This window comes from Myroides sp. 1354 (assembly GCF_030324495.1).
Classification (GTDB): domain Bacteria; phylum Bacteroidota; class Bacteroidia; order Flavobacteriales; family Flavobacteriaceae; genus Flavobacterium.
The window spans coordinates 97,071-121,346 of the sequence record NZ_JACAGN010000010.1 but is presented as its reverse complement, the minus strand read 5'-3'; the positions used below and the strand labels follow the sequence as shown (position 1 = coordinate 121,346).

Here is a 24,276-nt window from a genome sequence, read left to right as displayed (position 1 = left end):
ATCTGGCGAAAAAGCAACTTACAAAAAAGCGAAAAAACAAATCTAAAGGTTATCAAATAGAGTTAAGACACAACAAGAATATAAAAACGGATAACAAACACCTTCATAAGGTTAAATAGTTAATTTTGTATAAAAATTAAAATGATGAAAAAGATTATGCCTTTCGTACTTGCCTTGATGCTAGTTATTTCTTGTCAAAACAAGAAAACCCTAGATCCTGTAGCCCTTGCAGTAGCCTACGATGAGATAAACATTGTTTATGACAAGATAAACAGTGCTTTACTCAACAAAGACGGAATCTTGTTGTACGACAATTTAGATCAAGAGTCGATTGAATACTATGAAGAAATGTTGACGGCTGTCAAAACTAAAAAAATAGAAGGGACTTTAGTGGATCAAATGAATATTGCCAATGGTTTGCTTTTATTGAGTGATGAGGATTTACAGACCACGGATACCAAGAAATTTGTTGAAATTTTATTTTTAAACTCCGCTGTAGATGATAAAAAGATAGAGGTACTTTCTAGTGCTGTGCTTTCTAATTTAAAGATTGAGGAATACGAAGCCACAGGAACGATTTTTGATATACAACCCGCTCATTTTTTTAAAGAAGAAGGACAGTGGAAATACAGTATGCTTGACTCAAGAAGAATCTCAGAAACGGTACTGAGAGATGCACAAAAAGCAAATAACATGACAAATAAAGAATTCTTAATCATGCTATTATCCTCGAAAGAATTTACAACAAACCCCAACATCAAACGCGATTTTACAGCAGTTTTCGACCTCATACAGGAAGAAAGACAAATTCTCGGAGATAGACAGTAAATAAACGACGGGGATTTACATCCAATAAAAAAAACCGTTGTCCTAAACAAAATTCACCTTGTTAGGCAGCGGTTTTTTTATGTTTTTGATTGGCTTATTAAGTTTGTATTCGAGCAAATTGAACTCGACTAGTCGTCTTCGTATATTTTTATTATTTCTACTTGCTCACCATTCTCCCACTTGGATTCAATCATCAAGGTTCCGGTTGAATGATACTCTTTGACAATACCTTCTTTTTTTCCTTTGATAAAAGTAGCTTCCGTACTTAGATGGCCATTTTTATAGTAGTCTTTGTACAAGCCTTCTTTTAAGCCCTCCTTCCAATTTGCTTCTTCTCTTGTTTTTCCATCCTCAAAATACCCCATAAAAGAACCTTGTTTCTTTCCCTTTATAAAAAGGCCTTTCTCATAAAGTTGTCCATTTTGATAAAATGCTTGATGCAATCCGTCTTCTTTTCCTTCTTTAAACGGGGTCTCAGCAGCTAAATCACCATTGGGATAATATTCTTTAAAAACCCCTATTTGCAATCCCTTACTCCAATAGGAGTGCTCTCTCACCTGCCCATCTTCATAATAAACAAAGGCTTGTCCCTCTTTCTTTCCACCTTTCAACTTTCGCTCTTCCCATACTTGTCCATTTTCATGGTAGGAAGTAAAAAAACGATCGAGTTTTCCCTCTTGTAAGTAGGCTTCTTCTTTTAAAGCATTGTTTTCATCATATTGTTTGACAATCCCCGTATAAGGAGTTTGTTGATTCAGTTCGAAATACACTCCAGCTCTAGACTCGAGTTGATTAAAGTTAATTTCTCTTTCTTTACAGCTGAATAAAAAAAACGCAACCGCTACAATCAATAAGATTCTTTTCATACTTGTTTACGTCAATTGACCTTTTATAATTACGCTCATTGGAATTACAGCTAAAAAAATAGGCCGATGATTCATCAGCCTTCTATTTTTATGCAAAAAACGAATTCATTCACATTAAATCTCACATCCATCAGGACCACATGCATTAGCATCTGAATTACCTTTCATTTCGAATTTAGGCTGACTTTCCTCATACGCTTGCGTTAATGCTTCGGCGAACGTATCAATCGGTTGAGCTCCTGAAATACCGTATTTTCGATCTACTACAAAGAAAGGAACTCCTGAGATTCCCAACGCTTGTGCTTCTTCAATATCATTTTTCACTTCTTGCGTTTGGTTTTCGCTACTTAATAAAGCAACTACTTCCTCTTTGTCCAAACCAATACTAGTCGCTAACTCCGTTAATACCTCCATTTTCCCTACATTCTTTCCTTCTGTAAAGTGGGCCAAAAACAAAGCCTCTTCCATTTCATTTCCCTTGCCTTTACTTTGTGCAAAATGAATCAAACGGTGCGCTCTAAAGGTGTTTACAGGAATAGAAATATCTTGTTTGAAATCAATTCCCACAGCCGCACCTGCTTGTTGTAAGTGATTCATCATGCCTTCTATTTGCTCTTTCGGCATCCCTTTTCTATTCACAAGATAGTCAATCGTTGATTGAGAAGCGCCTTCTATAGGCAAGGTTGGATCCAACTGAAAACTCTTCCACTCTACTTCTATCTTATCTTTAAAAGGCAATTGTTCTAATGCGTTTTCAAAGTGTTTCTTTCCAACATAACAAAAAGGACACATCACATCTGACCATATTTCTACTTTCATATCTATACTTATTTAAATTAATACAAGAGGATTCGTTTACCCCCTATTCTTCAAAGATACGATTTAAGGGTGGTTTGTCCCTATACATTTAACAGTTACCAATAGGTTAGTACAACCTTTCATCCTCAAATAAAAGAATGAGCTTACACATTGCTTGTATTTCATTTAACATTGCTAATTTTAATTAACATTTTTTTAATATTTTTAACCTTCAACAATAACTTTAGATAATGAAACAACTTTACCTCTTATTTTTTTTCCTATTCACCGTATTTTCGTCCTTTGGACAAATTCGAAAATCAGTTTATTTCATTGGGAATAGCTATACCTCATACAATAATTTGCCTGCTTTAATAAAAAGCGCAGCACAATCTACTGGGGATATATTGACTTATGAACAAACTACACCTGGAGGTTCCTCTCTTCAAGATCATATGTACAACCAAACAGTGACTGACAAAATCAACAGTAAAGCATGGGATTATGTAGTACTGCAAGAACAAAGTCAGCGTCCAGCATTGGAGAGTAGTTATACTCAACCTTATGCAGCAATATTAAACGATCGAATTAAAAATTCCTCTTCTTGTGCGAAAACCTTATTTTATCTGACTTGGGGGCATAAAAATGGGGTTGCAAGAAATTGTGAGCAAGGTTTAAGACAATTCTGTAGTTATGAAGCAATGGATGATGCTATATATGCGAGCTATATGGAAATGGCAACAAATAACGCAGCACATGTTTCCCCTGTAGGAAAAGTATGGAGAACAATTCGCCAGCAGTATCCTACTTATGAATTATTTGATCGCGATAACTATCATCCTTCTCCTTTAGGATCCATGGTTGCGGCTTATACCTTCTATACGGTCATTTTTAAAAAAGACCCAACCGCTATTACATTTAATGGATCCTTAACTGCCGAACAAGCGCGTAATATCAAGCGCATTGTCAAAGAAATTGTGTATGATGACTTCGAGAAATGGTTTATTGGGGTTCACTACAACAAAGCCAAGTATGAATATGAAATAACCGATTCTTCTACCGTTCGCTTTACCAATACAACACCAAATACTCAAGCAGTGCAATGGGACTTTGGAGATGGCACTACCTCAACAGAGTTAAATCCTATACACCAATACGAACAAATAGGGCAATTTACGGTTACACTAACAGTTACAAGTTGTAATGACAGCTATACTTATACGGAAACAATAAATATAGAGACATTGAGTACGACAAAATTTGACAAAAGTACATTTGCTATTTATCCTAATCCTACCCGTGATTATCTCTTTGTTCAAACCGATTTAGAAGCCACTTTCAACCTGTTTGACATGACTGGAAAGAGAATAACTCCCCTTGTAAACCAACAAGCTGGACAATATCAATTGGATGTTCGCGCTTTAACAAGAGGTACCTATCTCTTGCAAATGAAAACATCAAATAGTCAAGAACAATTTAAATTTGTAATAAAATAATCAACTTATTTAAGGTGAAAAAACAAATCTTTCAAATATTTTATCTAGATTTACAACTGTGTATAAATTAATTATTAATTCACCTTATACAATTTTTATACAACATCTATTTTATTACCAACCGATCAACAGTATAGATTACGAAAAAAGGAAGCCCATGAGGCTTCCTTTTTTTAACCAGAACTTATATAAATCAAGAGCAATACACCCTGTTATTTACTTTACCCAGGTATCCTTTCCTGCCATAATACCTGATATCAAAAGTGTTACCGACATAATGAGTAAGAACAAGAGGGAATACATCCAATCTTTAGAAAGATCGAATAGCGCTCCAAAAATAGGAGGTCCGCAAGCGGCAATTAAATAGCCAAACGACTGTGCCATGCCTGATAATTCTGCTGATTGTACGGTACTTCGAGTACGCAATACAAAGAACAACATGGACAAACTAAAAGCCAAACCACTTCCCAATCCAATAAGAATACACCAAAGGAGGATATATTCAGTGCGGAAAAGTAGAATTCCACCGATTCCCACCATAAATAAGATTCCCACGACAAAGGCCAATAGCTTTTGATTATTCATTTTACTAGCAATAATAGCACCAATAAACGTCATGGGCAATTGAGCAAATTGTACATAAGACAAAATCCAACCAGAATCTTCTACAGACATTCCCCAAGTTTGCATCACCTTAGGCAACCAAGCAGCTAAACAGTAAAACAAGAGCGACTGCACGCCCATAAATACGGTAACCGCCCAAGCCAACCCCGATTTATAGAGGTTTACGGTTTGTTCTTCCACTGCAAAATTTCCCTTTACAGTGTCTTCTTTCTTTTTCTTTACCTGTGGAATCCATACAAGAATTGTCACCAAAGAAAGGGCCAACCAAATTCCAATGGACCCTTTCCATCCCATCGTCGTATACGACCCTAAACTAATACTAAACCCCGCAGCTAAGGCTGCAGTTAAATTCATCGCTACCGAATAGATTCCCATCATACTTCCCACTTTATGCGGAAAGTTATTTTTTATAAAAGCAGGCATCAATACATTACCAACGGTAATCGCTGTTCCTACTAAAGCAGCTCCTAAAAACAGAGAAACGATATTGCCTAATGGACGTATAAACAATCCAATACTCAATAAAACCAAAGAAATTAGCAAAACGAACTCCATGCCATATTTTCTAGAAAACTTGGGAACAATACCCGATAAAAAGGCAAATGCCATGAGCGGAATGGTGGTTACTAAACCTGCTGTAGTATTAGACAAAGCTAAGGATTTACTTATTTCACCAATTACAGGCCCTACTGAAGTTAGCGGTGCACGAAGATTGGATGCAATAAATATAACCCCTAGCAGCATCAAGATTTCTTTTGTTTTTGAAACTTTTTCTATCTCTTTATCTATTGAATGACTCATATATATTTTATGCGTTTGTTTTACAAGGTCAAAATTAAATGGTTTTAAATGATTATATTCGCCATATATCATAACTAAAACGACAAGCAAGTATGTATGGCCCAGAGTTAGTAGATCAAGTCAAAAAGAACGGATTTGTTTGGTATGCTGAAAATTGGAAGCACAACAATGAATTTCACCATCATCACAAGGCTCAACTTGTCTTTGTGGAGTCAGGGTACCAATATTTACACACGACGAACAATCAATTTTTATTGCCTCAACATCATGCGGCTTGGATTCCTTCGAATTTACCACATAAAACAACCTCCGCTTCTGAGTCGGTTTCTTTGCGCACGCTGTATTTTAACACCGATGGCATGCCTCCTTTTTATGATGATTTATATTTATTCTCAGTCCCTGCTGTATTAAGAGAGATGATTATGTACACCGAAAAATGGTCTTTAAACATGGAGTATCGCCAAAGTGAACAGACTTTCTTACTGGCTATTTTAGAAGAGCTACCCTCTTTTATCCAAGAGTCTATTCCCTTGATTACGCCTGTACCTAAATCCGCTAATTTACTAGCAGTAACCGCTTATATTCACAATGCGTATCATCAGCTCATTGCCATTGAAGATTTAGCAGCAAAAGGTTTCGTCAGTGTGCGAACGTTGGAACGTCAATTTAAAAAAGAAACGGGTATTAGTTTAGCGAAGTATATTCAGATGGTTCGCATTATTAAGTCCTTGGAACTTCTCAGTGAAGGAAACCTCAATATTAGTGAAATTGCTTTTCGCGTGGGGTATAGCAGTGCGCAATCCTATAGTAATGTTTTCACTAAACTATTGGGTAAACGCCCGAGCGAATACTTTGAGTCTGGTATAAGATAAAAACATAAAAAAAGCCAACTTTTTCAGTTGGCTTTTTTTTATTTAGTTTACAGCAGGTAAGAAATTGTATTCTTTTGCGTAATATAACATTTGTTCTTCAAACGTTTTTGGTTGTTTAATCACATAATCCGTAACTTCTCCTTTATCATTTGTAACAGGTACAATATAAGGATTTACGAATCCTCTATAAGGGGCCGAATTAAACTTCGCATTGCGTTCCAATACTTCTTTGTGGATCCCTTGATCTACTTTTACTCCGTATGTTTCTACTAATGCTTTTGCTGCTTTGTAATCACCTTCCGATTTGATGCGTTGCGTTTCTTTTAGTAATTCTCCGAATAAAGCGTGTAGTTTTTCATAATCTGTAATATTGAAATACGTTTTTCCATCGCGAACCACTTTTTCAATTACATTGTCTTTCTTTCCTTTTTCGAAAACCCAAGCACTTACCCATTGACGGTTTCTCATGTGTGCTTCTTCGATATCCGCACCTGGTTCTAAACGCACTAATTGCGTCATTAAACCATTTCTGATATACCCATCATATGCAGCCATACCAACAGCTTTCCAATCCTCTACTAATCCGATTTCTTGTAGTTTAGGATTGTATAAATAGAATAATCCTACTAAATCAGCACGACCTTCTTCTAAAGTAGAAGCATAACTTTTCAACGTTTCTTTAGGTTGGCCAATTCCAGGATTGATTTGTCCAGAAGCATGTCCAATTACCTCGTGTAACGCGGTGTGTAACTTATCTGCTAACTCTCCGTATTTTTCTTCTAATTTCACTTCTTCTTCATCGTGAGCAAATTCTTTCAATTTACCCGATCCACCTGCGTGGTTATATGAATCAATAATATTTCCTAATGAAATTGATTTAGATCCGTGCTCAGCTCTAATCCAGTCTGCATTTGGTAGGTTTACTCCAATTGGTGTTGAAGGCGATGAATCTCCAGATTCAGACGCTACAATTACCGTTTTATACGTTACACCCGTAACATTTTTCTTTTTATGTGCTTCCATCAATGGAGAGTTATCCTCAAACCATTGTGCTTCTTTTGAAAGTACTTCCATTTTCTTCGACATATCGAAGTCTTTGATTTGCACTACACTTTCATACGATGCTTTATGTCCTAATGGATCATTGTATACTTCAATAAAACCATTGTTGTAATCAATATTTCCTTCCGTTGCAGCAACCCAAGCTACGTTATAATCATCCCACGTTTTTAAATCACCCGTTTGGTAGTATTTGATCAACAATTTTAGAGCATCTGCTTGTTTTTGATTTTCTGCAACTGTTACAGCTTTCTCTAACCAGTAAATAATTTTGTCAATAGCTTGACCATACATTCCACCGCTTTTCCAAACTTTCTCTACCAATTTTCCGTTTTCCTTCACTACTTTAGAGTTTAGTCCTGTTGACAGTGGACGTAACGGATCTGGGCTTTTCATATTGTTGTAAAAGGCTTCTACCTCAGCTTCTGTAATTCCTTCTCCATAGAAGTTTACAGCCGATCCTTCTACTAAACCTTTTGCTAAATCTAAGTTTACTTTTTTACTATCAACATCATTAAACAAGATAGCCACAATACCCGCATCTAAATTTGTCTTTGTTGCTTCTATTAAGGTGTTGAAATAGGCCTGCGTGAATGCTGGCTTGATTTTATCATTTGAATAATGGTGGTGAATTCCATTAGAGAACCACACTCTTTTCACGTAAACCACGAAATTTTTCCAATCTTCTGTTTCTTTATCGCCAGTATAGTTTACATAAATATTCTCTAAGGCTGCGCGAATCGCTAGATTGTGTTTGTAGTTTTGATCCCAGATAATATCGCGTCCTGCATATCCAGCTTGACTCAAATAGTACACCAATTCTTTTTCTTTCAAAGTCAAATCTTCCCATCCTGGGATTTGATATCTCAACACTTCAATATCTGCAAATTGATCTACACTAAATTCAAAATTTTCAACTGCTTCCACCGTATCTTTCTGTTCTTCTTCTTTGTTTTTTCCACATGATAATGCCATTGCCGAAGCCAATACAATACATGCCATTGTGTTTAATTTCATAATTTATGCTTTATTCGTCTTTCAACAAATATATAAAAAAGGGATATACTCACCATCTTTTACTTTTGCCAAAAAAACTTATTTTATTTTTTTTATTCTATTTTTTTAAATAATCATCAGTAAAATGCGTATCTGAATTTGGATTATTAAATTTTCCTTGGTTGTATTCGTTCGACTTATTACGGGGAATAGACAAAGATTGCCACGCTTGATTTTTAATGAGTTTACCAATAAACACAATCTGTCCTATGTGATAAGGATAATGGGCTAATTGACGATAAAGGGCTTCCCCTACTGTGTGCTCTTGATTTCTAATTTTTACTATTGCCTCGACATTTTCTGCTGTAATCGAATCTAAAACATCAAATAAAATCGTCCAGCTTTTATCCCAATTGGTGATTAATTCATGTCTATTGTAAATACCTACTGCAAATTCATTATCTCGATTTCTCCAATCTTTTTCTCCGTCTTCTGTAAAGAAATTAGTAAAACGAGAAGCTAAATTCCCCGTAATATGACGCATCAACATGGCAATAGAATTACTTTCTTCGTTGTATTGCCAATTCAATTCTTCTTGAGAAAGAAGGAGTATGGTTTTATCGGCTAAGGTGCGATAGTACTCAAATTGTTTACGGATGCCTTGTACTTCTTGTAGGGTCATAATGTATTTTTTTATTCCTTCTAAATTTACTTCAATTTCCCAGAAAATCCACAAATCAACGCAAAAAAATGACCTATTTTATCTCAACGCCAGTAGTATAGAGTAAACTGAGATTCATCCTTTTTTTTCTATTTTTTTTTGCTAAAAAAAATTGGCACAATAATTGATTTCCTATTAGAAACTTTTTTTCATACTACTTTTGCCCTATACGCCCCCCAATTTCGTATAGGGCATTTTTTTATAAAAAGATCATTACATACATAAATCTCTCAAAAAAACAGAGGACTTTTCCTTTTCTTTGTAAGAAACTCCAATAGATTTATTTCTTTATGTTATTACAAATGAAACGCACGTATTTTAGAGCCCTAAAATCAGAGGATGAAAAGGCACTATTCGAAATATACTCTGACAAAGATGCGATGCAATATAGAACGACTTTGCCTTTTGAAACACAGGAGGAAGTAAAAATATACCTTGAACAAGTAGCACTTGAAAATACATTAGGTACAAAATTTCGCTGTGGATTTGTACATAGTGAAACCCAGCAATTAATGGGAACTGCTGTTTATACTCTAGTTGATGCTACTTCTGCAGAAATTGGCTTTTCCATTGGTCGAGCATTTTGGAAAGGAGGTTATGGTACAGAAGGAACCTGGGGGCTAATCGAACTTATCCAACAAAGAGAACCTCAGATTCAACGAATTGTAGCAATTGCACAAACAGCAAATGAAAAATCAGTGCGCATGATCAACCACATGAATTTTTCTTTTATAGAAGAAAAAGACAACAAAAGTTATTTTGAATATTTTTTGTAATCGATTAACTGTTATCAGTTATCAGAGATCGGTTATGAATTATCAGATTACTGTTATCGGTTAATTTTTGATTTTGACATATTTCTTTAATCGATAATCTGGCGAAAAAGCAACGTGCGAAAAAAAAAAGCAAATCTAAAGGTTATCAGTTAGTGGTTAGGAGAGATTGGTAAATTTTGATCCATTTTTTTAATTCTAACTTCTCACCACCTCACCATCTCACAACCTCATAACCTCACAACCTCACCATCTCACCATCTTACCATCTCACAACAACCAACAAAAAATTGCCTACCCCGATTTATTCCAATAAATTTGCAGCAATTGAATCCAACTATGTCTTTACTCTCCCGTTCCGCACATCCCATATACAACCTACAATTCATGTTGGTTTGTTTAAGTTCGCTATTATTCTCTGCTAGTTTTAATATGTTAATTCCTGAACTACCAGATTATCTATCGAGTTTAGGTGGAGCTGAATACAAGGGACTAATTATTGGGTTATTTACAATTACAGCGGGCATTTCAAGGCCTTTCAGTGGTAAATTAACGGATAAAATTGGGCGTGTTCCCATCATGGCAATTGGTTCAATTGTCTGTTTTATTTGCAGCTTGCTCTATCCTATTCTAACAACGGTTTCTGGTTTTTTATTTTTGAGATTATTACACGGTTTTTCAACGGGATTTAAACCTACGGCAACTGCAGCTTATGTGGCTGACATTGTTCCCAAAGAACGCTGGGGAGAAGCCTTGGGATTGCACGGTATTTGCTTTAGCACAGGTATGGCCATTGGTCCTGCCATTGGAAGTACAATCAAGATTTACACCTCGATTAATTTCTTATTTTATACCTCTGCTTTGTTTGCTTTATTGTCTATTCTAATCTTACTCAATATGAAGGAAACTTTGAAAGAAAAAGAAAAATTCTCCTTTTCTCTCTTTAAAATTTCCCGCAGAGATTTATTTGACTTCAATGTGTTACCAGCGGCCTTAGTTACTTTCTTATCCTATATTGCCTATGGAGTAATCTTAACCTTAATTCCCGATTGGACAGGACATTTAGGCTTAGAGAACAAGGGGATATTCTTTGTTATTTTTACTATTTCTTCCCTATTGGTTCGATTTTTTGCAGGAAAGGTATCCGATCGCTATGGTCGAGTGTTGATTATTAATATTGGACTCGTTCTCCTTATCATTTCTTTATTTATCATTGCCTTTTTCCAAACGATCAACGGTTTGTATATGGGGGCATTTATGTATGGTATTTCTTTGGGAATTCTATCCCCTGCTTTGAATGCATGGACGATTGACTTTAGTTCACCTGATCAGCGTGGAAGAGCGGTTTCTACTATGTACATTGCTTTAGAAGCCGGAATTGGCGGTGGTGCATTTGCCGCAGGGTGGTACTATAAAGACCATATCGAGCATATTCCTATTATCATGTATGTGAGTACAGCTATTATTGTACTGAGTTTGGTCTATATGTTTTCTAGAAAATTTTCAGTAAAGTAGGTTGTGAGGTTTGTGCGTTGTGTGTTGTGAGGTTTGTGTGTTGTGAGGTTTGTGCGTTGTGCGTTGTGAGATTTGTGCGTTGTGCGTTGTGAGATTTGTGCGTTGTGAGGGCACCATTAATAGAACAATCAAAAATGATTACCTAGAATTTTGGAAACCTAAAAATTTGTTGGAATTAAAAAAAGCAGTGAAAAAAGCTGTCAGTCAGTATAACAATAAAAGACCTCATAATTCAATAAGAAAAATGTCTCCTGTTGAATTTGAAAATAATTGGTTTGTTGAAAGTACTTTCAACAAACCAATTATTACTATCTTTAATAATGAAGTTAATGTTTAAAAAACGGTCAACTGTATTTAGGGATGTTCATCCATCAACTAACACCTAACACCTAACACCTAACAACTAACAACTAACAACTAACAACATACACCTAATAAAAAACATCCTACAAAAAATATTTAGCGGGTGTTGTTCCCGTGTGATTTTTAAAGAATTCAATGAAAGCACTATCAGAAGAGCATTCCAATTGATCGCTTACTTCAGAAATACTCCTCCCCTCAGCCAGGAGTTCTATTGCGCGATAAACGCGCCATTGATGACGCCAAGCTTGGTAGGTCATATTGGTTTCTCGTTTAAAAATGCGCGTAATCGTTTTTTCACTTGCTCCAACGTATTGTGCAAACTCGTTTAAAAAAGGGGGAACTTTCTTCTCCAACATAAACGCCGACATAAAGGCTTGTAAACGATAATCAGAAGGAATCTCCAAAGTATACGATTCTTCTTTTGCTTCGTTGAATTCATCCCAAAACACTTGTAAAACATGGTGTTGTTGTCTTGTATATTCTCCTTTCCACTCCCACCAGCAAATGCGTTCAATCACCTCAGCTAATAAAGGAGACACTACGCGTACCTGCAATTTCAAATCATCCAATTGACATTGTTCTACATTCAAGTAAATCGATCGATAAGCAACTACGTTTCGAAACGTCACCCGATGTTCGAGTCCAGCAGGTATATACATTAATTTTTGTGGCGGTAAAATAACCTGGCGATTACGCGTTAACAGCGTCATACAACCACTGGGAGCATATAAAATTTGAGCGTGTTGAGGATGACTGTGAAATCCAGAATCATGCCGAACCAAATCAGAAGCCAAACCAATAACGGTTTGATTAATTTGTTTTAAATTCAACTCTTCTTCTTTATTCAAATACGCCATTTGTCCGTTTTTTGGTATTTTTTGTTTTTATCCTGTTATAAAGATAAGTGGAATTCATCAGAATTTTGCATTAGAAATAATAAAAGAAATGAAAACAAAAGTACAATTGAGCTTTATGGTACTCTTAATGATGTTTCCACAATTTGTTGAAACCGTTTACAGTCCAGCTTTACCAAGTATTGCTCAACACTATCAAGTGACCGATACACAGGCCTTATTAACGATCAGCACTTACTTTATTGCCTTTGCATTGGGAGTTATTTGGTGGGGCATCCAGAGTGATTATATCGGAAGAAGAAAAGCAATGATTTGGGGATTGACCACGTATATGATTGCTTCAATTTTTGCTTTAGTTGCCCCTACCTTTGAACTAGTATTAGTAGCCCGTATCCTTGCTGCTTTTGGAATTGCAGTGGGATCTGTCATTACGCAAACGATGATGCGCGATGTATATACAGGCGTAGAACTCAGTAAGGTATTCTCTATTATGGGAATTGCGCTATCTATTAGTCCCGTAATTGGATTGTTATTGGGAGGAATAACCGTTTCTACTTTAGGACATATGGGTGTTTTTGCTTTCTTGGCTTTACTTGCCTTGTTCTTAGTGATTAAGGCCTATTATCAATTACCAGAAACCAAACAAACCCAAGATAAAATCACGATTCAGGCGGTTATTCAACTTGCCAAACAAATGTATACGGATCGAAGTATATGGCGTTATGCCGTTTTGGTAATGAGTTACAATGTCTTGCTATTTAGTTATTATTCCTTTGCTCCTTTTATCTTCGAGTCCAACGGATACGACGCTTCTGTTTACGGTTATAGTGGGCTTGTGTTAGCAATAGGATCTTTTATCGGAAGTTATTTTAATAAGCGATGTATTAGTCAAGGTATATCGGGTAATCGACTAATTCTGGGATCGGCTCTATTGGCTCTAACCAGTGCATTTGCTGTCTTTGTCCTACTTGATTCTATGTGGTTTTTACTCCCTGTGTTATTGGTTGTCGCTTCCTTTGGAATAGCCATTCCCAATATTTTAAGTCAAGCATTGGTATCCTACAAAACAGCTGTAGGTTCGGCAGGGGCTTTATTTGGGTTGTTGTACTATCTACTCATTGGCTTAGGGTTATACTGCAGCAGTCTATTGCATCACTTTGGAGGGGTGTTGATTTTATTTTCGAGTATTGCTGTAGTATTATCCATCCGTCTAGGGAAAAGGCACTAACTATCGTTCCTCCAAAGCCAAACGAGTTACAATGGGGAAGTGATCCGAATTTCTAAAATCGCTATAGGTTTTAAAGGATTTTACCAAGATACTAGGATCAACAAAAACATAATCGATGCGCATGGGGTAATAGGGAAAATCATAACTCTTTCCGAATCCACTTCCCGCTTCGATGAATGCATCTTTCAAATCTCCTTTGATATTACTATACACATAAGAAAAGGCGCTATTGTTCATATCACCGCAAATCACCTTGCGATGCGTGGCGTCTTTCATGTGAGATTGGATTAATTCCGACTGCATTTGTTGTTCTTTAAAAGCACTGGCAATGCGTTTAAAAATACGCTTTGATTTTTCTTCGTCTAATTTTTCGTGTATATCCGGGCTAATACTCACCGATTGTAGGTGAATACTATATACCCGTATGGTATCTGATTGAATCAATACATCTGCAAAAATCACATTGTTATTTGAATTCGGCAGATTAATTTCTCCTTTGTCAATGATGCGGTGTTTAGAGTAAATAGCTTGCCCAGTTTTAATTTTATCCCCATGAGAAACCACGTATTTATAAGGATATTGCTTAAAGTTCAAAGCTGCACTTTTCGAATATTCTTGCAAACACAAAATATCTGGGTCTTGTAAATCGACAAATTCTTTGATTTTTTGAGGAACAAATTCATCGGGAATCCACTTAAATAAATTAAACAAGCGAACGTTATAGGTCATCAACACAATATCGTTTTGATCTGTCGGTTCATCTTTCCCTGTAATTTTATAGAATTTGGTAATAAAGGTAAAACCCAGAACTAAGATTAGAGCAGATAGTATGACTTGTCTTTTCACTTGGACAGCCCAATAGATTAAAAAGAAGAAGTTAAGCAATAAAAGAGAAGGCAAGATTAGCGTAAAAACAGATAAAAGTGGAAATAACTTTGGTGCTAAAAAAGGCAATACATAACCCAATAATGTTCCCACAGCAACGAGAACATTAAGGAAAAATACAATTTTATTAAACCAAGATAATTGCTTCATATCTACTTTTTTCCTTGACGAAAAAGAAACTCTTTTTCCTCTTTACTCAAACTTTCATATCCCGACCTGCTAATCTTATCCAAAATGGCATCGATTTCCTTTTGTGCGATCGTTTCCTTATTAACGTTTTTATCTACTGATTTATTGACATAAACCTGTTTAAAATTTGATTTATTTTTTGCTGAGCGTTTTTTAGGTTTAGCGAGATCTCTTCCTCTTTTGAGCAAGAAGATATAGCCAAAACCGACTAAGGCTCCACCTAAGTGAGCGAGATGCCCACCGACATTACTAGAAGACAATTGAAACAAATCAATCACTATAATAAGTGCGGCAATATAAATCATTTTTATTCGACCCAAAAGCGCTAATCGCACTTCCATATTGGGAGCAAAAGTAGCTACAGCAATCAGCGGCGCCATCACAGCAGCAGAAGCTCCTACAAGTCCAGCGCCCATAGAAAAGAAGAAGGCACTGATATAATACAGTAAACTTCCCCCTAAAGCACCTACAAAATAGACGAATAGAAACTGTCGTGTGGTAAAAAAAGTAAAGAATAGATTGCTGACAAAAAACAGCATAATCATATTCAATAGTAAATGCCAAATATTAGCATGGACAAAGGCATAGGAAATAAACGTCCAGAATCGCCCTAGAGAAGAGGCTCCATCCGCTACAAAGGCGAGATAAGGAAATAGGCTGTGATACACTGGAGTTGCCACAACAGATAATCCATAGAGCAAAACAAAGACAACGATATTAATAACAATAAGCAGTTGTACTTTATCCCCTAATTTGATATTTCGCTTTAAATCGGCCAATCCTTTCATGTTACAAATCCCAACGATTTTGGTTAAACTGGTTTTGTTTCCAATACCTTACCAATAAGAATCCTGTTACTGCCCCACCTACGTGTGCAAAATGGGCAATTCCTGTTCCACCACCAAAGATGCTGAATCCACCTGTTAATCCACCGATTAAGTCAATGGCTAAGATTCCAGGTACAAAATATTTCGCTTTGATTGGTACGGGAATAAACATCATCATTAATTCTGCATTAGGGAACATATAAGCAAAGGCTACTAAAAACCCATAAACAGCTCCTGAAGCTCCTACTACTGGTGTATTAAAACCAGAAATCATAGCTGTAAAATCAGAAGAACTCAAAGCGCTCTGCCAACGTTGATCGTACATACCTGCTTTAAGTAAATTATATATTTCTGCCTCTTGGTATCCTGCAGCAACTAGTTGATTTACCCCGTGTGTTACAGCGTAAAAATTAACGCCCATGTGCAATAGAGCAGCACCTAAGCCTGAAACTAAAAATAAAATGTACAATCTTTTGGTTCCAAAAATCATCTCTAATGTTGATCCAAAAGAGAATAGCGCGAACATATTGAAAAAGATATGCATATATCCACCATGCATAAACATATAGGTCAGCGGCTGCCAAAGTTGAAATTTAGCATTTTCAAAATAGTACATCGCTAAATAATCATAGGTAGCAGGCACAAACATGCTTCCTACAAAAAATAGGATATTTATAATTAATAACTGTTTTACTCCTTCTGTTATTCTCATTACAGTATAAATTTTCGTTCAATATCTTCTACTTTCATGGTAATAAAAGTAGGTTTCATAAATGGAGATATGTTGGGTTCTTTACATCCAAATAAAGAATTAACAATATCTTCTTGTTCAGTTTCATTTAAAATCGTCCCTGATTTTACCGCCAAACTCTGTGCCAAAGTTTTGGCAATTCGTTCAGTTTGGATGTAATTTGTTTCAGGAATCCCTTCTTGAAAGCTCATGATTAAATCATCCAATACAATTTGCGCTTCACTTTCTGCAACATTGACAGGTAATCCCGACAGAATTACACGATCATCCCCCATATCTTCGAAATCAAACCCCATTTGTTTTAATGAGTTTCGAATCTCCTTTAACAACACCACTTCATAAGGCGCGTAATACAGAGTTAAAGGGAAGAGTAATTGTTGAGAAACGGCATTGGACTTGGTTATATTTCCAATAAACTTCTCATATAAAATTCGCTGGTGTGCACGTCCTTGGTTGATGATAACCATTCCCGATTTAATTGGGCTAACAATGTATTTTCGCTGAATCTGAAATGTACGCGAAGCCAAGGTGGTTTCTGTGCTTTCATCAAACAAACTTCCCGTTACTTCTTCTTCCTCAAAGGTCAATCCGCTCACATCAAGAGCACTCCCTTCGCCTTTGAGTCCTTCAAAGACTTCTTGCCAAGCCCCTACTTCATTTGCTGCGGATTTTTTGATTTCCGTTTTATTAGATTTACTCGAAAAGAAAACCGCTTCATCTGCTTTTCTTCCTTCTTGTTTAAACGAAGAAAAGTCGATATTGGTTTTCGCTGTAGTTAATTTACTTTCAAAAACGGCTGTATCTTCTACTTCGTCAATCGCTGTTTCAATTTCTTCTGGTTCGTCTTTGCGCAAAAAGGAACTTTCTTCAAAAGGATTAAACCCTCTTGCTACAAAATCCGAAGGCAAGCCATTAACCATCCCTGTTGGCGTTTGCTCAAAGGGATTGTATACCTCTTCTTCTGGATTTAAACCTTCATTGCTAAAAGGATTATAATGGGTATCTATTTCAATTAAGGGCGTTGCTGCTTCCTTATCTTTGAATTCATAAGGAACATCTAATTCTTCATCTCGATGAAAATCAAGTACAGGAGCCACATTAAATTGCCCTAAGCTGTGTTTAATAGCTGAGCGCAAAATACTGTACAAGGCCTGTTCATCGTCAAACTTGATTTCAGTTTTTGTTGGATGAATATTGATATCAATTGAATTTGGCGGTACCGACAGATAAATAAAATAAGTCGGTTGAGTTCCGTCTTTTAATAGTCCTTCGTAAGCGGCTAAAACAGAATGGTGTAAATAACCACTTCGAATGAAGCGATCATTAACAAAAAAGAATTGTTCTCCTCGACTCTTTTTTGCAAATTCTGGCTTTCCAATAAACCCGCGAATCGTGACGATTTCCGTTATTTCTTCAATAGGCACTAACTTTTCGTTGGTTCTATTGCCAAATACATTGACAATTCGTTGACGCAAGTTAGAGCTCGGTAAATTAAACACTTCGCTACCATTGTGAATCATCGTAAAGCTAATTCCTGGATGAACGAGGGTAATACGTTCAAATTCATCGACGATATTGCGCAATTCGACATTATCTGATTTCAAGAAATTCCGGCGGGCAGGTATATTAAAAAATAGATTTTTTACGGAAAAAACTGTACCAGGTGGCGTGACAGTCACTTCTTGTGATACAACTTTGGAGCCCTCCATTACAATATGAGTTCCCAATTCGCTATGGTGCAAACACGTTTTCAGGTCCACATGAGCAATAGCGGCAATAGAAGCTAGAGCTTCACCTCTAAATCCCTTGGTATTTAAGGCAAATAAATCTTCTGCCTTGGATATTTTAGATGTAGCATGGCGTTCAAAAGCCATTCTAGCATCAGTTTCATTCATTCCCTTTCCGTTGTCAATAACTTGAATTAACGTTTTTCCAGCTTCTTTTAGCACCAATTTGATTTCCGTTGCCTCTGCATCGACTGCATTTTCTATCAATTCCTTCACAACAGAAGCTGGTCGTTGAACCACTTCTCCTGCGGCAATTTGATTGGCTACGTGATCTGGTAATAATCGAATAATATTAGACATTTAAAAAAGGAAGATTTTTTTGATTAAATTGAACTCTATCCATACAAATTTAATTAAATAAATAGGGGAAATCATTCCTTAACTATTTTTTCACTTTTCAATTTCGTATGATAAAAAAAAGCCTGCTTTTACACAGGCTTATTTTTTTGTTTTTATAAACTATTTAAAGCAATCATTTTCAAGGCAGTGACCGCGGCCTCAACCCCTTTATTCCCCATATCTCCACCGCTTCTAGCGAGTGATTGTTCTATTGTGTTATCTGTGAGTACACAAAAAATAACAGGAATATCTGCTATTAAATTTAAATCTTTAATTCCGTGTGTTACGCCTTCGCAAACAAACTCAAAATGCATGGTTTCTCCTTTAATAACACAGCCAATTACAATAACTGCATCCAGGTCTTCAAAGCGTTCAATCATGCGTTTTGCACCGAAAACCAATTCAAAGCTTCCAGGTACATCCCAACGGATTAAACCTTCTTCTTGTAAACCACAATCTAAAAGTGTTCGTTTTGCTCCGTCAAATAATCCTTCTGTAATCGCATCATTCCAATTGGAAACAACGATTCCCACTTTCATATCTGTTGCCGAAGGTAATTTTGTTTTATCGTAAGCCGATAAGTTTTTATTTGCTGTTGCCATATTATTGAGCAAGACCGATTAAAGACTCTACCAACGTTGCTTCTGATGCAGTTGAATAGTTATTCTTCACTTCGTTAAACATTTTCAATGCTTCTGCTTTTTTACCATCTTCTAAAGCAGCAAGTCCTGCTTTATACAAGAATCTAGGTGTAGTGAAGCTGTTTTTATTGTGTTCAGCCGCTTTTTTATAGTAATCAAATGCATCTGCATGTTGACCTAATTCAGAGAAAGCATCTCCAATAGCTCCTAATGCTGAAGCACCAATAATAGCTTCTGAACCTAATTTATATTGTTCTAATTGCTCAATTGCTTTTTTAAATTCTCCTTGATTAAGGTAAGTAGTTCCTGCATAATAGTGTGCTAAATTAGCGGATGCAGTTCCTTTATAGTTTTCGATAATTCCTAAAAATCCCAATTTACCTTCACCTCCATTTAAAGCTAAGTTAAATAGATTTTGTTTATCTGCTTCATTTGTAAAAGCGTCATTATAATAGGATTGTGCTTGAAACATTTCATTTGCTGCTTCCTCGTTTTTAGGCTCAACTACAAACTTATTATATCCAACATAACCAATAGTAACTAGAGCAATTGCTCCAACGATACCAAAAATTGCTTTTTGATTTCTCGCTACCCAACCTTCCATTTTATTTGCTCCTTGATCTAAGGAATTAAATACCTCTGCCGTAGTACTTTTAGAAGTATCAACTGAACTATACTGATCAAATTCGTTATCTACCGTTTCGTCTTCCGGTTTAGGAGCTTTATAACCTCTTTTATTATAAGTTGCCATGTATAAAAAGTTTAATGAAAGGCAAAAATATGATTTTTATTGTAATATAAAAGTGCTTACTATTAATATTTTTGATAATTTGCAACCAAATTAGATAATACTATCACTCACTCGTTAAAAACACCTATATTCCCGTGTATTTAAAAAAATTAGATCTTCTAAATTTCAAAAATATTGAAGATAAATCTTTTGAATTTAACGCTAAAATCAACTGTTTTATTGGATTAAATGGCGTTGGTAAGACCAATATACTAGATGCTATCTACTATATTGCCTATGGTCGTAGTTATTTTAATCCTATAGCCGTTCAAAATATCAAACACGGGGCTGATTTCTTTGTGATTGATGGCCTTTTTGAGAAAAATGAACAAAGTGAACACATTTTGTGTAGCTTAAAAAAAGGACAAAAAAAAATACTCAAACGCAACAACAAAAACTACGAGCGTTTCTCTGATCACTTTGGTTTCATTCCTCTTGTTATTATTTCCCCTTCTGACAGTGATTTAATCATTGAAGGAAGCGAAACAAGACGTAAATTCTTAGACAGTGTTATTTCTCAAATGAATAGTACCTATTTACAATTGCTCATTCAACATCAAAAATTAATTACACAACGCAATGCCTTATTAAAAAGTTTTGTGAGCAATAACTATTTTGACCGAGATACACTGGAAATTTACAACGAACAAATCGAAAGTATTGCACAGCCGATTTACGAAACACGTCGTGATTTTCTACGCGATTTCATTCCTATTTTCAACCAATATCACCAATTGATTACGGGAAATAAAGACGAAGTCAATTTAGTATACGAATCACAGTTAGAACACCACAGTATGCGAGAGCTCTTTGATCAAAACTTGCAAAAGGATCGCGCCTTACAATACACCTCTGTTGGAATTCACAAAGATGACTTGGTGTTTTTACTAAAAGGAAGTCCAATTAAAAAATTTGGTTCTCAAGGCCAACAAAAGTCTTTTTTAATTGCACTGAAACTCGCCCAATTTGAATTTTTAAAGAAACAACACAACATAGCGCCTATTTTGTTGTTTGACGATATCTTTGACAAGCTAGATGAACTGCGCGTTAAACAAATTTTAGCCTTAGTTAACTTAGAGACCTTTGGACAGCTGTTTATAACCGATACTCATTTGGATCGAACAGAGTCTCTCTTAAATTCAATTAATCAAGATTTCAAAATCTTTACTATAGAATAACAAACGAATTTCAATCCATACGCTATGATTCAAGAAAATATATCGCTTAAACCTTATAATACATTCGGTCTTGATGTTCAAGCCAAACGCTTTACCCAAGTCAATTCTCTTTTGGAACTTCGAAATCTCATTCAAACCTATCCCAATGAGCCTTATTTTATACTCAGTGGAGGTAGTAATATGTTATTAACACGTGATGTAGAACAGCTCGTGATTAAATTAAATATCAAGGGAATTGAGGTTATTAAAGAAGATGAAGATTTCGTATGGGTAGAAAGTCAAGCTAGCGAGGTATGGCATGATTTTGTACAATGGACGTTAGCTAGAGATTACGGAGGATTAGAAAACCTATCGTTAATTCCAGGTCATGTTGGCACAACACCCGTTCAAAATATAGGAGCTTATGGCGTTGAAATCAAAGATACGATGATTAGTTGTAAAGCCTTACATATTAAAACACTGGAGATTGAAGAATTTTCAAATGCAGCGTGTCAATTCGACTATAGAGAAAGTATTTTCAAGAAAGAAGCCAAAGACCAGTATATCATTCTTTCTGTGGTTTATAAATTAACGAAGAAAAATCACGCCATACACACCAATTATGGAGTAATTAATTCGGAATTAGAAAGCTGGGGGATTACTACCCCAACAATTCAAGATGTTAGTCGAGCTGTTATTGCTATTCGAAGCAGTAAATTACCTAACCCCGCAGAATTGGGGAATAGTGGTAGTTTTTTCAAAAATCCCATTGTATCAAAAGAACTTTTTGATCTTTTACAGAAAAAATATCCTGCGATGCCTTTTTATTCCCTTGATGAAAATCACATTAAAATTCCCGCAGGTTGGTTAATTGAGACAAGTGGATATAAAGGATATCGAATTGGCGATGCGGGTGTACACAGCAAACAAGCCTTAGTATTGGTCAACTATGGTCATGCACAAGGAATAGAATTAAAAAAATTAGCCGAAACCATTCAAAATGAAATTTTTACCATTTTTAATATTCACTTAGAAGCAGAAGTGAATATCTTTTAGATATATTGCACAAAAAAGCGATTATTGATACCTTTGCACCTTGCTTAATATAGTTCATACACCATGCTAACCATCTTATTTTACATACTGATTGGTATTCTTTTGTTTCACCTGCTTTATTATGTTGTATTATACAGCAATATTGCCTTTAATAGCTCCCTAAAGAGCAAATCCAACGCACAGCAACTTCCTGTTTCTGTTGTGGTGTATATCAAAGACAATGAAGCGGAGCTACCTCATTTTCTAGAAACTATGCTTTTACAAGACTATGGTTCTTACGAACTAGTCTTGGTAAACAATGCCTCTGAAGATGAAAGTTTAGAAATTTTAGAGCAATTTGTCGCTCAACATAAATCGGCAAAATTGGTCAATGTAGAGAACAATGAAGCCTTTTGGGGCAATAAGAAATACGCTTTAACCTTAGGGATTAAGCGCACGTCTTTTGATCATCTTTTATTCACTGAACCTCAAGCACTCCCCCATTCACCTCATTGGATTTCGAGTATGACTGCTCAATTTTCCACGAAGAAACAAGTGGTTATTGCGCATACAACCTTAGAAAAAAAGAAGAAAAGTTTGAGCAATAAATACGCGAGATTTCAAATGTTTCTCAAAACCCTTCACAATTTTGTTTGGTTAGAATTAGGAAAACCGCTTTATGGTAATAGCCTGAATCAAGCCTATAATAAAACACTCTTTTACAAAGTGAATGGATTTATCAAACAAATGAAAATCAGTCAAGGAGAAGAACAAGAATTTATCCGACAAATCGGCACCAAATCCAATACAGCCATTACCCTTGCTCCTGAAAGTATGAACACACTATATCAAGAGGTATCTTGGAACACTGCTTTTCAACTACAAAAAAAGAATGATTTACTTTGGAAGCGAACTGGTTTTTTTAATCAATTGAAATTGAGATTTTTCCATTTTAGTGTGTTAACTTTTTATGTCCTATTAACGCTCCTACTCATTAATTTATATCAGTGGGAAATTGTATTAGGCGTATTTGTTTTCCGATATTTAATTACTATCTTCTACTTTGCAAAAATGTTGAAAAACTTCAATGAGAAGGACTTAGTTTGGGTATTTCCTTTTTTTGAATTTACTCATATACTAACGGGTCATTATTTTGCGTTTAAACACTTTATCACACGTAAGAAAATTTGAAAACAAGCTCCACAAGTCACATAATAGAAGCTGCTAAAAAAGGAGATCAAACCGCTTTTACTTCTCTATTAAATCAATATTGGTCTGAAGTGTACCATTTCATGCTCAAGCAAACAGGTAATGAAACAGATGCCGAAGATATTACCATTGAAACTTTTTCGAAAGCTTTTAGTAGTATTGAATCCTATGACAGCAAATTTGCTTTTAATACCTGGTTGATTACTATCGCAAAAAACACCCATATTGACTTAATTCGCAAAAGAAGAAACTTGCACTTCGTGGATATTACTGATGAAGAACAACAGTACAACAACATCATTGATGATTCTGAAACCATCGAAGATGAATTGATTCGAGAACAGAATTTAGAAATTTTCAAAAACTATATCCGCCTTTTAAAACCGCATTACCAAGAAGTCATTGAGTTGCGTTTCTTTCAAGAACTTTCTTATAATGAAATTGCCAGTATCCTCAATGAACCGCTAAATAATGTCAAAATTAAAATCATGCGCGCAAAAAAATTATTGGCTGAAATTATCTTGAAACAAATCGATCAAAACTTTTCAATTTAGCGGTGAAGTTGCTTTTTTGCTTTTTTGCCTTTTTGTTTTTTTGTGAAATTCCCTTTTAAAAACTAAAACCAGCTTTTTGGTGAAGTTGCTTTTTTGCTTTTTTGTTTTTTGTGAAATTCCCTTTTAAAAACTAAAACCAGCTTTTTGGTGAAGTTGCTTTTTTGCTTTTTTGTTTTTTGTGAAATTCCCTTTTAAAAACTAAAACTAGCTTTTTGGTGAAGTTGCTTTTTTGTTTTTTGTAAAATTCCCTTTTAAAAACTAAAACTAGCTTTTTGGTGAAGTTGCTTTTTTGTTTTTTGTAAAATTCCCTTTTAAAAA

At 35.5% G+C, this 24,276-nt stretch carries 23 protein-coding genes; 11 read left to right on the top strand and 12 right to left on the bottom strand.

Annotated elements, in window-relative coordinates; all coding sequences use genetic code 11:
- Window positions 1–141: 141 nt before the first annotated feature.
- Window positions 142–828, top strand: a complete 687-nt coding sequence (locus HX004_RS11685; RefSeq protein ID WP_286442708.1) for a hypothetical protein — start codon at window positions 142–144, stop codon at window positions 826–828.
- A gap of 128 nt (window positions 829–956) precedes the next feature.
- On the opposite strand, the gene HX004_RS11680 is transcribed toward HX004_RS11685, so the two are convergent.
- Together HX004_RS11680 and HX004_RS11675 are read right to left on the bottom strand one after the other, a co-directional pair.
- Window positions 957–1,694, bottom strand: coding sequence for a toxin-antitoxin system YwqK family antitoxin (locus HX004_RS11680; RefSeq protein ID WP_286442707.1), 738 nt, complete (start codon window positions 1,692–1,694; stop codon window positions 957–959).
- Between the two features lie 114 nt (window positions 1,695–1,808).
- Window positions 1,809–2,513 (bottom strand): DsbA family oxidoreductase, encoded by a 705-nt coding sequence (locus tag HX004_RS11675; RefSeq protein WP_286442706.1) that lies wholly within the window; start codon window positions 2,511–2,513, stop codon window positions 1,809–1,811.
- A 230-nt stretch (window positions 2,514–2,743) separates the two neighbouring features.
- Here HX004_RS11675 and HX004_RS11670 point away from each other — a divergent pair, with 230 nt between their 5' ends.
- Entirely contained in the window at window positions 2,744–3,988 is a 1,245-nt protein-coding gene (locus HX004_RS11670) for a T9SS type A sorting domain-containing protein (RefSeq protein WP_286442704.1), read from the top strand.
- 216 nt (window positions 3,989–4,204) lie between these two features.
- Here HX004_RS11670 and HX004_RS11665 read toward each other — a convergent pair whose 3' ends face one another.
- Window positions 4,205–5,413, bottom strand: a complete 1,209-nt coding sequence (locus HX004_RS11665) for a CynX/NimT family MFS transporter (protein ID WP_286442702.1) — start codon at window positions 5,411–5,413, stop codon at window positions 4,205–4,207.
- Between the two features lie 92 nt (window positions 5,414–5,505).
- Between HX004_RS11665 and HX004_RS11660 the strand changes: the two genes are divergently transcribed.
- Complete coding sequence (locus tag HX004_RS11660) at window positions 5,506–6,285, top strand: AraC family transcriptional regulator (RefSeq protein ID WP_286442701.1); 780 nt, start codon at window positions 5,506–5,508, stop codon at window positions 6,283–6,285.
- A gap of 42 nt (window positions 6,286–6,327) precedes the next feature.
- Here the strand turns inward: HX004_RS11660 and HX004_RS11655 are convergent, their stop codons facing one another.
- Window positions 6,328–8,361 carry a dipeptidyl-peptidase 3 family protein gene (locus HX004_RS11655; RefSeq protein ID WP_286442700.1) on the bottom strand — a complete coding sequence of 678 codons (2,034 nt, stop codon included), beginning with the start codon at window positions 8,359–8,361 and terminating at the stop codon, window positions 6,328–6,330.
- A gap of 97 nt (window positions 8,362–8,458) precedes the next feature.
- Window positions 8,459–9,022: a DUF1572 family protein gene (locus HX004_RS11650; RefSeq protein ID WP_286442699.1), complete on the bottom strand. Its 564-nt coding sequence runs from the start codon at window positions 9,020–9,022 to the stop codon at window positions 8,459–8,461.
- Window positions 9,023–9,351: 329 nt separating this feature from the next.
- Between HX004_RS11650 and HX004_RS11645 the strand changes: the two genes are divergently transcribed.
- The 3 genes from HX004_RS11645 (at window position 9,352) to HX004_RS17730 (ending at window position 11,686) form a co-directional block, all read left to right on the top strand.
- Window positions 9,352–9,837: a GNAT family N-acetyltransferase gene (locus HX004_RS11645; RefSeq protein WP_286442698.1), complete on the top strand. Its 486-nt coding sequence runs from the start codon at window positions 9,352–9,354 to the stop codon at window positions 9,835–9,837.
- Between the two features lie 336 nt (window positions 9,838–10,173).
- Window positions 10,174–11,349: an MFS transporter gene (locus HX004_RS11640; protein ID WP_286442696.1), complete on the top strand. Its 1,176-nt coding sequence runs from the start codon at window positions 10,174–10,176 to the stop codon at window positions 11,347–11,349.
- Between the two features lie 58 nt (window positions 11,350–11,407).
- Window positions 11,408–11,686 (top strand): integrase core domain-containing protein, encoded by a 279-nt coding sequence (locus HX004_RS17730; RefSeq protein WP_353653654.1) that lies wholly within the window; start codon window positions 11,408–11,410, stop codon window positions 11,684–11,686.
- A gap of 109 nt (window positions 11,687–11,795) precedes the next feature.
- Here HX004_RS17730 and HX004_RS11635 read toward each other — a convergent pair whose 3' ends face one another.
- Window positions 11,796–12,569 carry an AraC family transcriptional regulator gene (locus tag HX004_RS11635; RefSeq protein ID WP_286442694.1) on the bottom strand — a complete coding sequence of 258 codons (774 nt, stop codon included), beginning with the start codon at window positions 12,567–12,569 and terminating at the stop codon, window positions 11,796–11,798.
- An 88-nt stretch (window positions 12,570–12,657) separates the two neighbouring features.
- Here HX004_RS11635 and HX004_RS11630 point away from each other — a divergent pair, with 88 nt between their 5' ends.
- A complete protein-coding gene (locus HX004_RS11630) occupies window positions 12,658–13,794 on the top strand; it encodes an MFS transporter (RefSeq protein ID WP_286442693.1) in 1,137 nt (378 codons plus the stop codon).
- Here HX004_RS11630 and HX004_RS11625 read toward each other — a convergent pair whose 3' ends face one another.
- The 6 genes from HX004_RS11625 to HX004_RS11600 form a co-directional block, all read right to left on the bottom strand.
- On the bottom strand, window positions 13,795–14,829 hold the full coding sequence (locus tag HX004_RS11625; protein WP_286442692.1) for an endonuclease/exonuclease/phosphatase family protein: 1,035 nt from the start codon (window positions 14,827–14,829) through the stop codon (window positions 13,795–13,797). It lies immediately after the preceding gene.
- A 2-nt stretch (window positions 14,830–14,831) separates the two neighbouring features.
- Window positions 14,832–15,656 (bottom strand): rhomboid family intramembrane serine protease, encoded by an 825-nt coding sequence (locus HX004_RS11620; protein ID WP_286442691.1) that lies wholly within the window; start codon window positions 15,654–15,656, stop codon window positions 14,832–14,834.
- Window position 15,657: 1 nt separating this feature from the next.
- Window positions 15,658–16,407, bottom strand: a complete 750-nt coding sequence (locus tag HX004_RS11615; protein ID WP_286442689.1) for a rhomboid family intramembrane serine protease — start codon at window positions 16,405–16,407, stop codon at window positions 15,658–15,660.
- The gene (gene mutL / locus HX004_RS11610; RefSeq protein ID WP_286442688.1) at window positions 16,407–18,533 is read right to left on the bottom strand and encodes a DNA mismatch repair endonuclease MutL; all 2,127 of its coding nucleotides are present in this window, start codon (window positions 18,531–18,533) and stop codon (window positions 16,407–16,409) included. The genes HX004_RS11615 and mutL overlap by 1 nt, the downstream gene beginning before the upstream one ends.
- A 152-nt stretch (window positions 18,534–18,685) precedes the next feature.
- A complete protein-coding gene (gene ribH / locus HX004_RS11605; RefSeq protein WP_286442687.1) occupies window positions 18,686–19,174 on the bottom strand; it encodes a 6,7-dimethyl-8-ribityllumazine synthase in 489 nt (162 codons plus the stop codon).
- A gap of 1 nt (window position 19,175) precedes the next feature.
- The gene (locus HX004_RS11600) at window positions 19,176–19,964 is read right to left on the bottom strand and encodes a tetratricopeptide repeat protein (RefSeq protein WP_286442686.1); all 789 of its coding nucleotides are present in this window, start codon (window positions 19,962–19,964) and stop codon (window positions 19,176–19,178) included.
- Between the two features lie 134 nt (window positions 19,965–20,098).
- Here HX004_RS11600 and recF point away from each other — a divergent pair, with 134 nt between their 5' ends.
- The 4 genes from recF to HX004_RS11580 all read left to right on the top strand — a co-directional run bounded on the left by recF (window position 20,099) and on the right by HX004_RS11580 (window position 23,958).
- Window positions 20,099–21,181: a DNA replication/repair protein RecF gene (gene recF, locus HX004_RS11595; RefSeq protein ID WP_286442685.1), complete on the top strand. Its 1,083-nt coding sequence runs from the start codon at window positions 20,099–20,101 to the stop codon at window positions 21,179–21,181.
- A gap of 24 nt (window positions 21,182–21,205) precedes the next feature.
- Window positions 21,206–22,216 carry a UDP-N-acetylmuramate dehydrogenase gene (gene murB / locus HX004_RS11590; RefSeq protein WP_286442684.1) on the top strand — a complete coding sequence of 337 codons (1,011 nt, stop codon included), beginning with the start codon at window positions 21,206–21,208 and terminating at the stop codon, window positions 22,214–22,216.
- 63 nt (window positions 22,217–22,279) lie between these two features.
- Window positions 22,280–23,386: a glycosyltransferase gene (locus tag HX004_RS11585; RefSeq protein ID WP_286442683.1), complete on the top strand. Its 1,107-nt coding sequence runs from the start codon at window positions 22,280–22,282 to the stop codon at window positions 23,384–23,386.
- Window positions 23,383–23,958: an RNA polymerase sigma factor gene (locus tag HX004_RS11580; protein ID WP_286442682.1), complete on the top strand. Its 576-nt coding sequence runs from the start codon at window positions 23,383–23,385 to the stop codon at window positions 23,956–23,958. Before HX004_RS11585 ends, HX004_RS11580 begins: the two co-directional genes overlap by 4 nt.
- Window positions 23,959–24,276 lie beyond the last annotated feature (318 nt).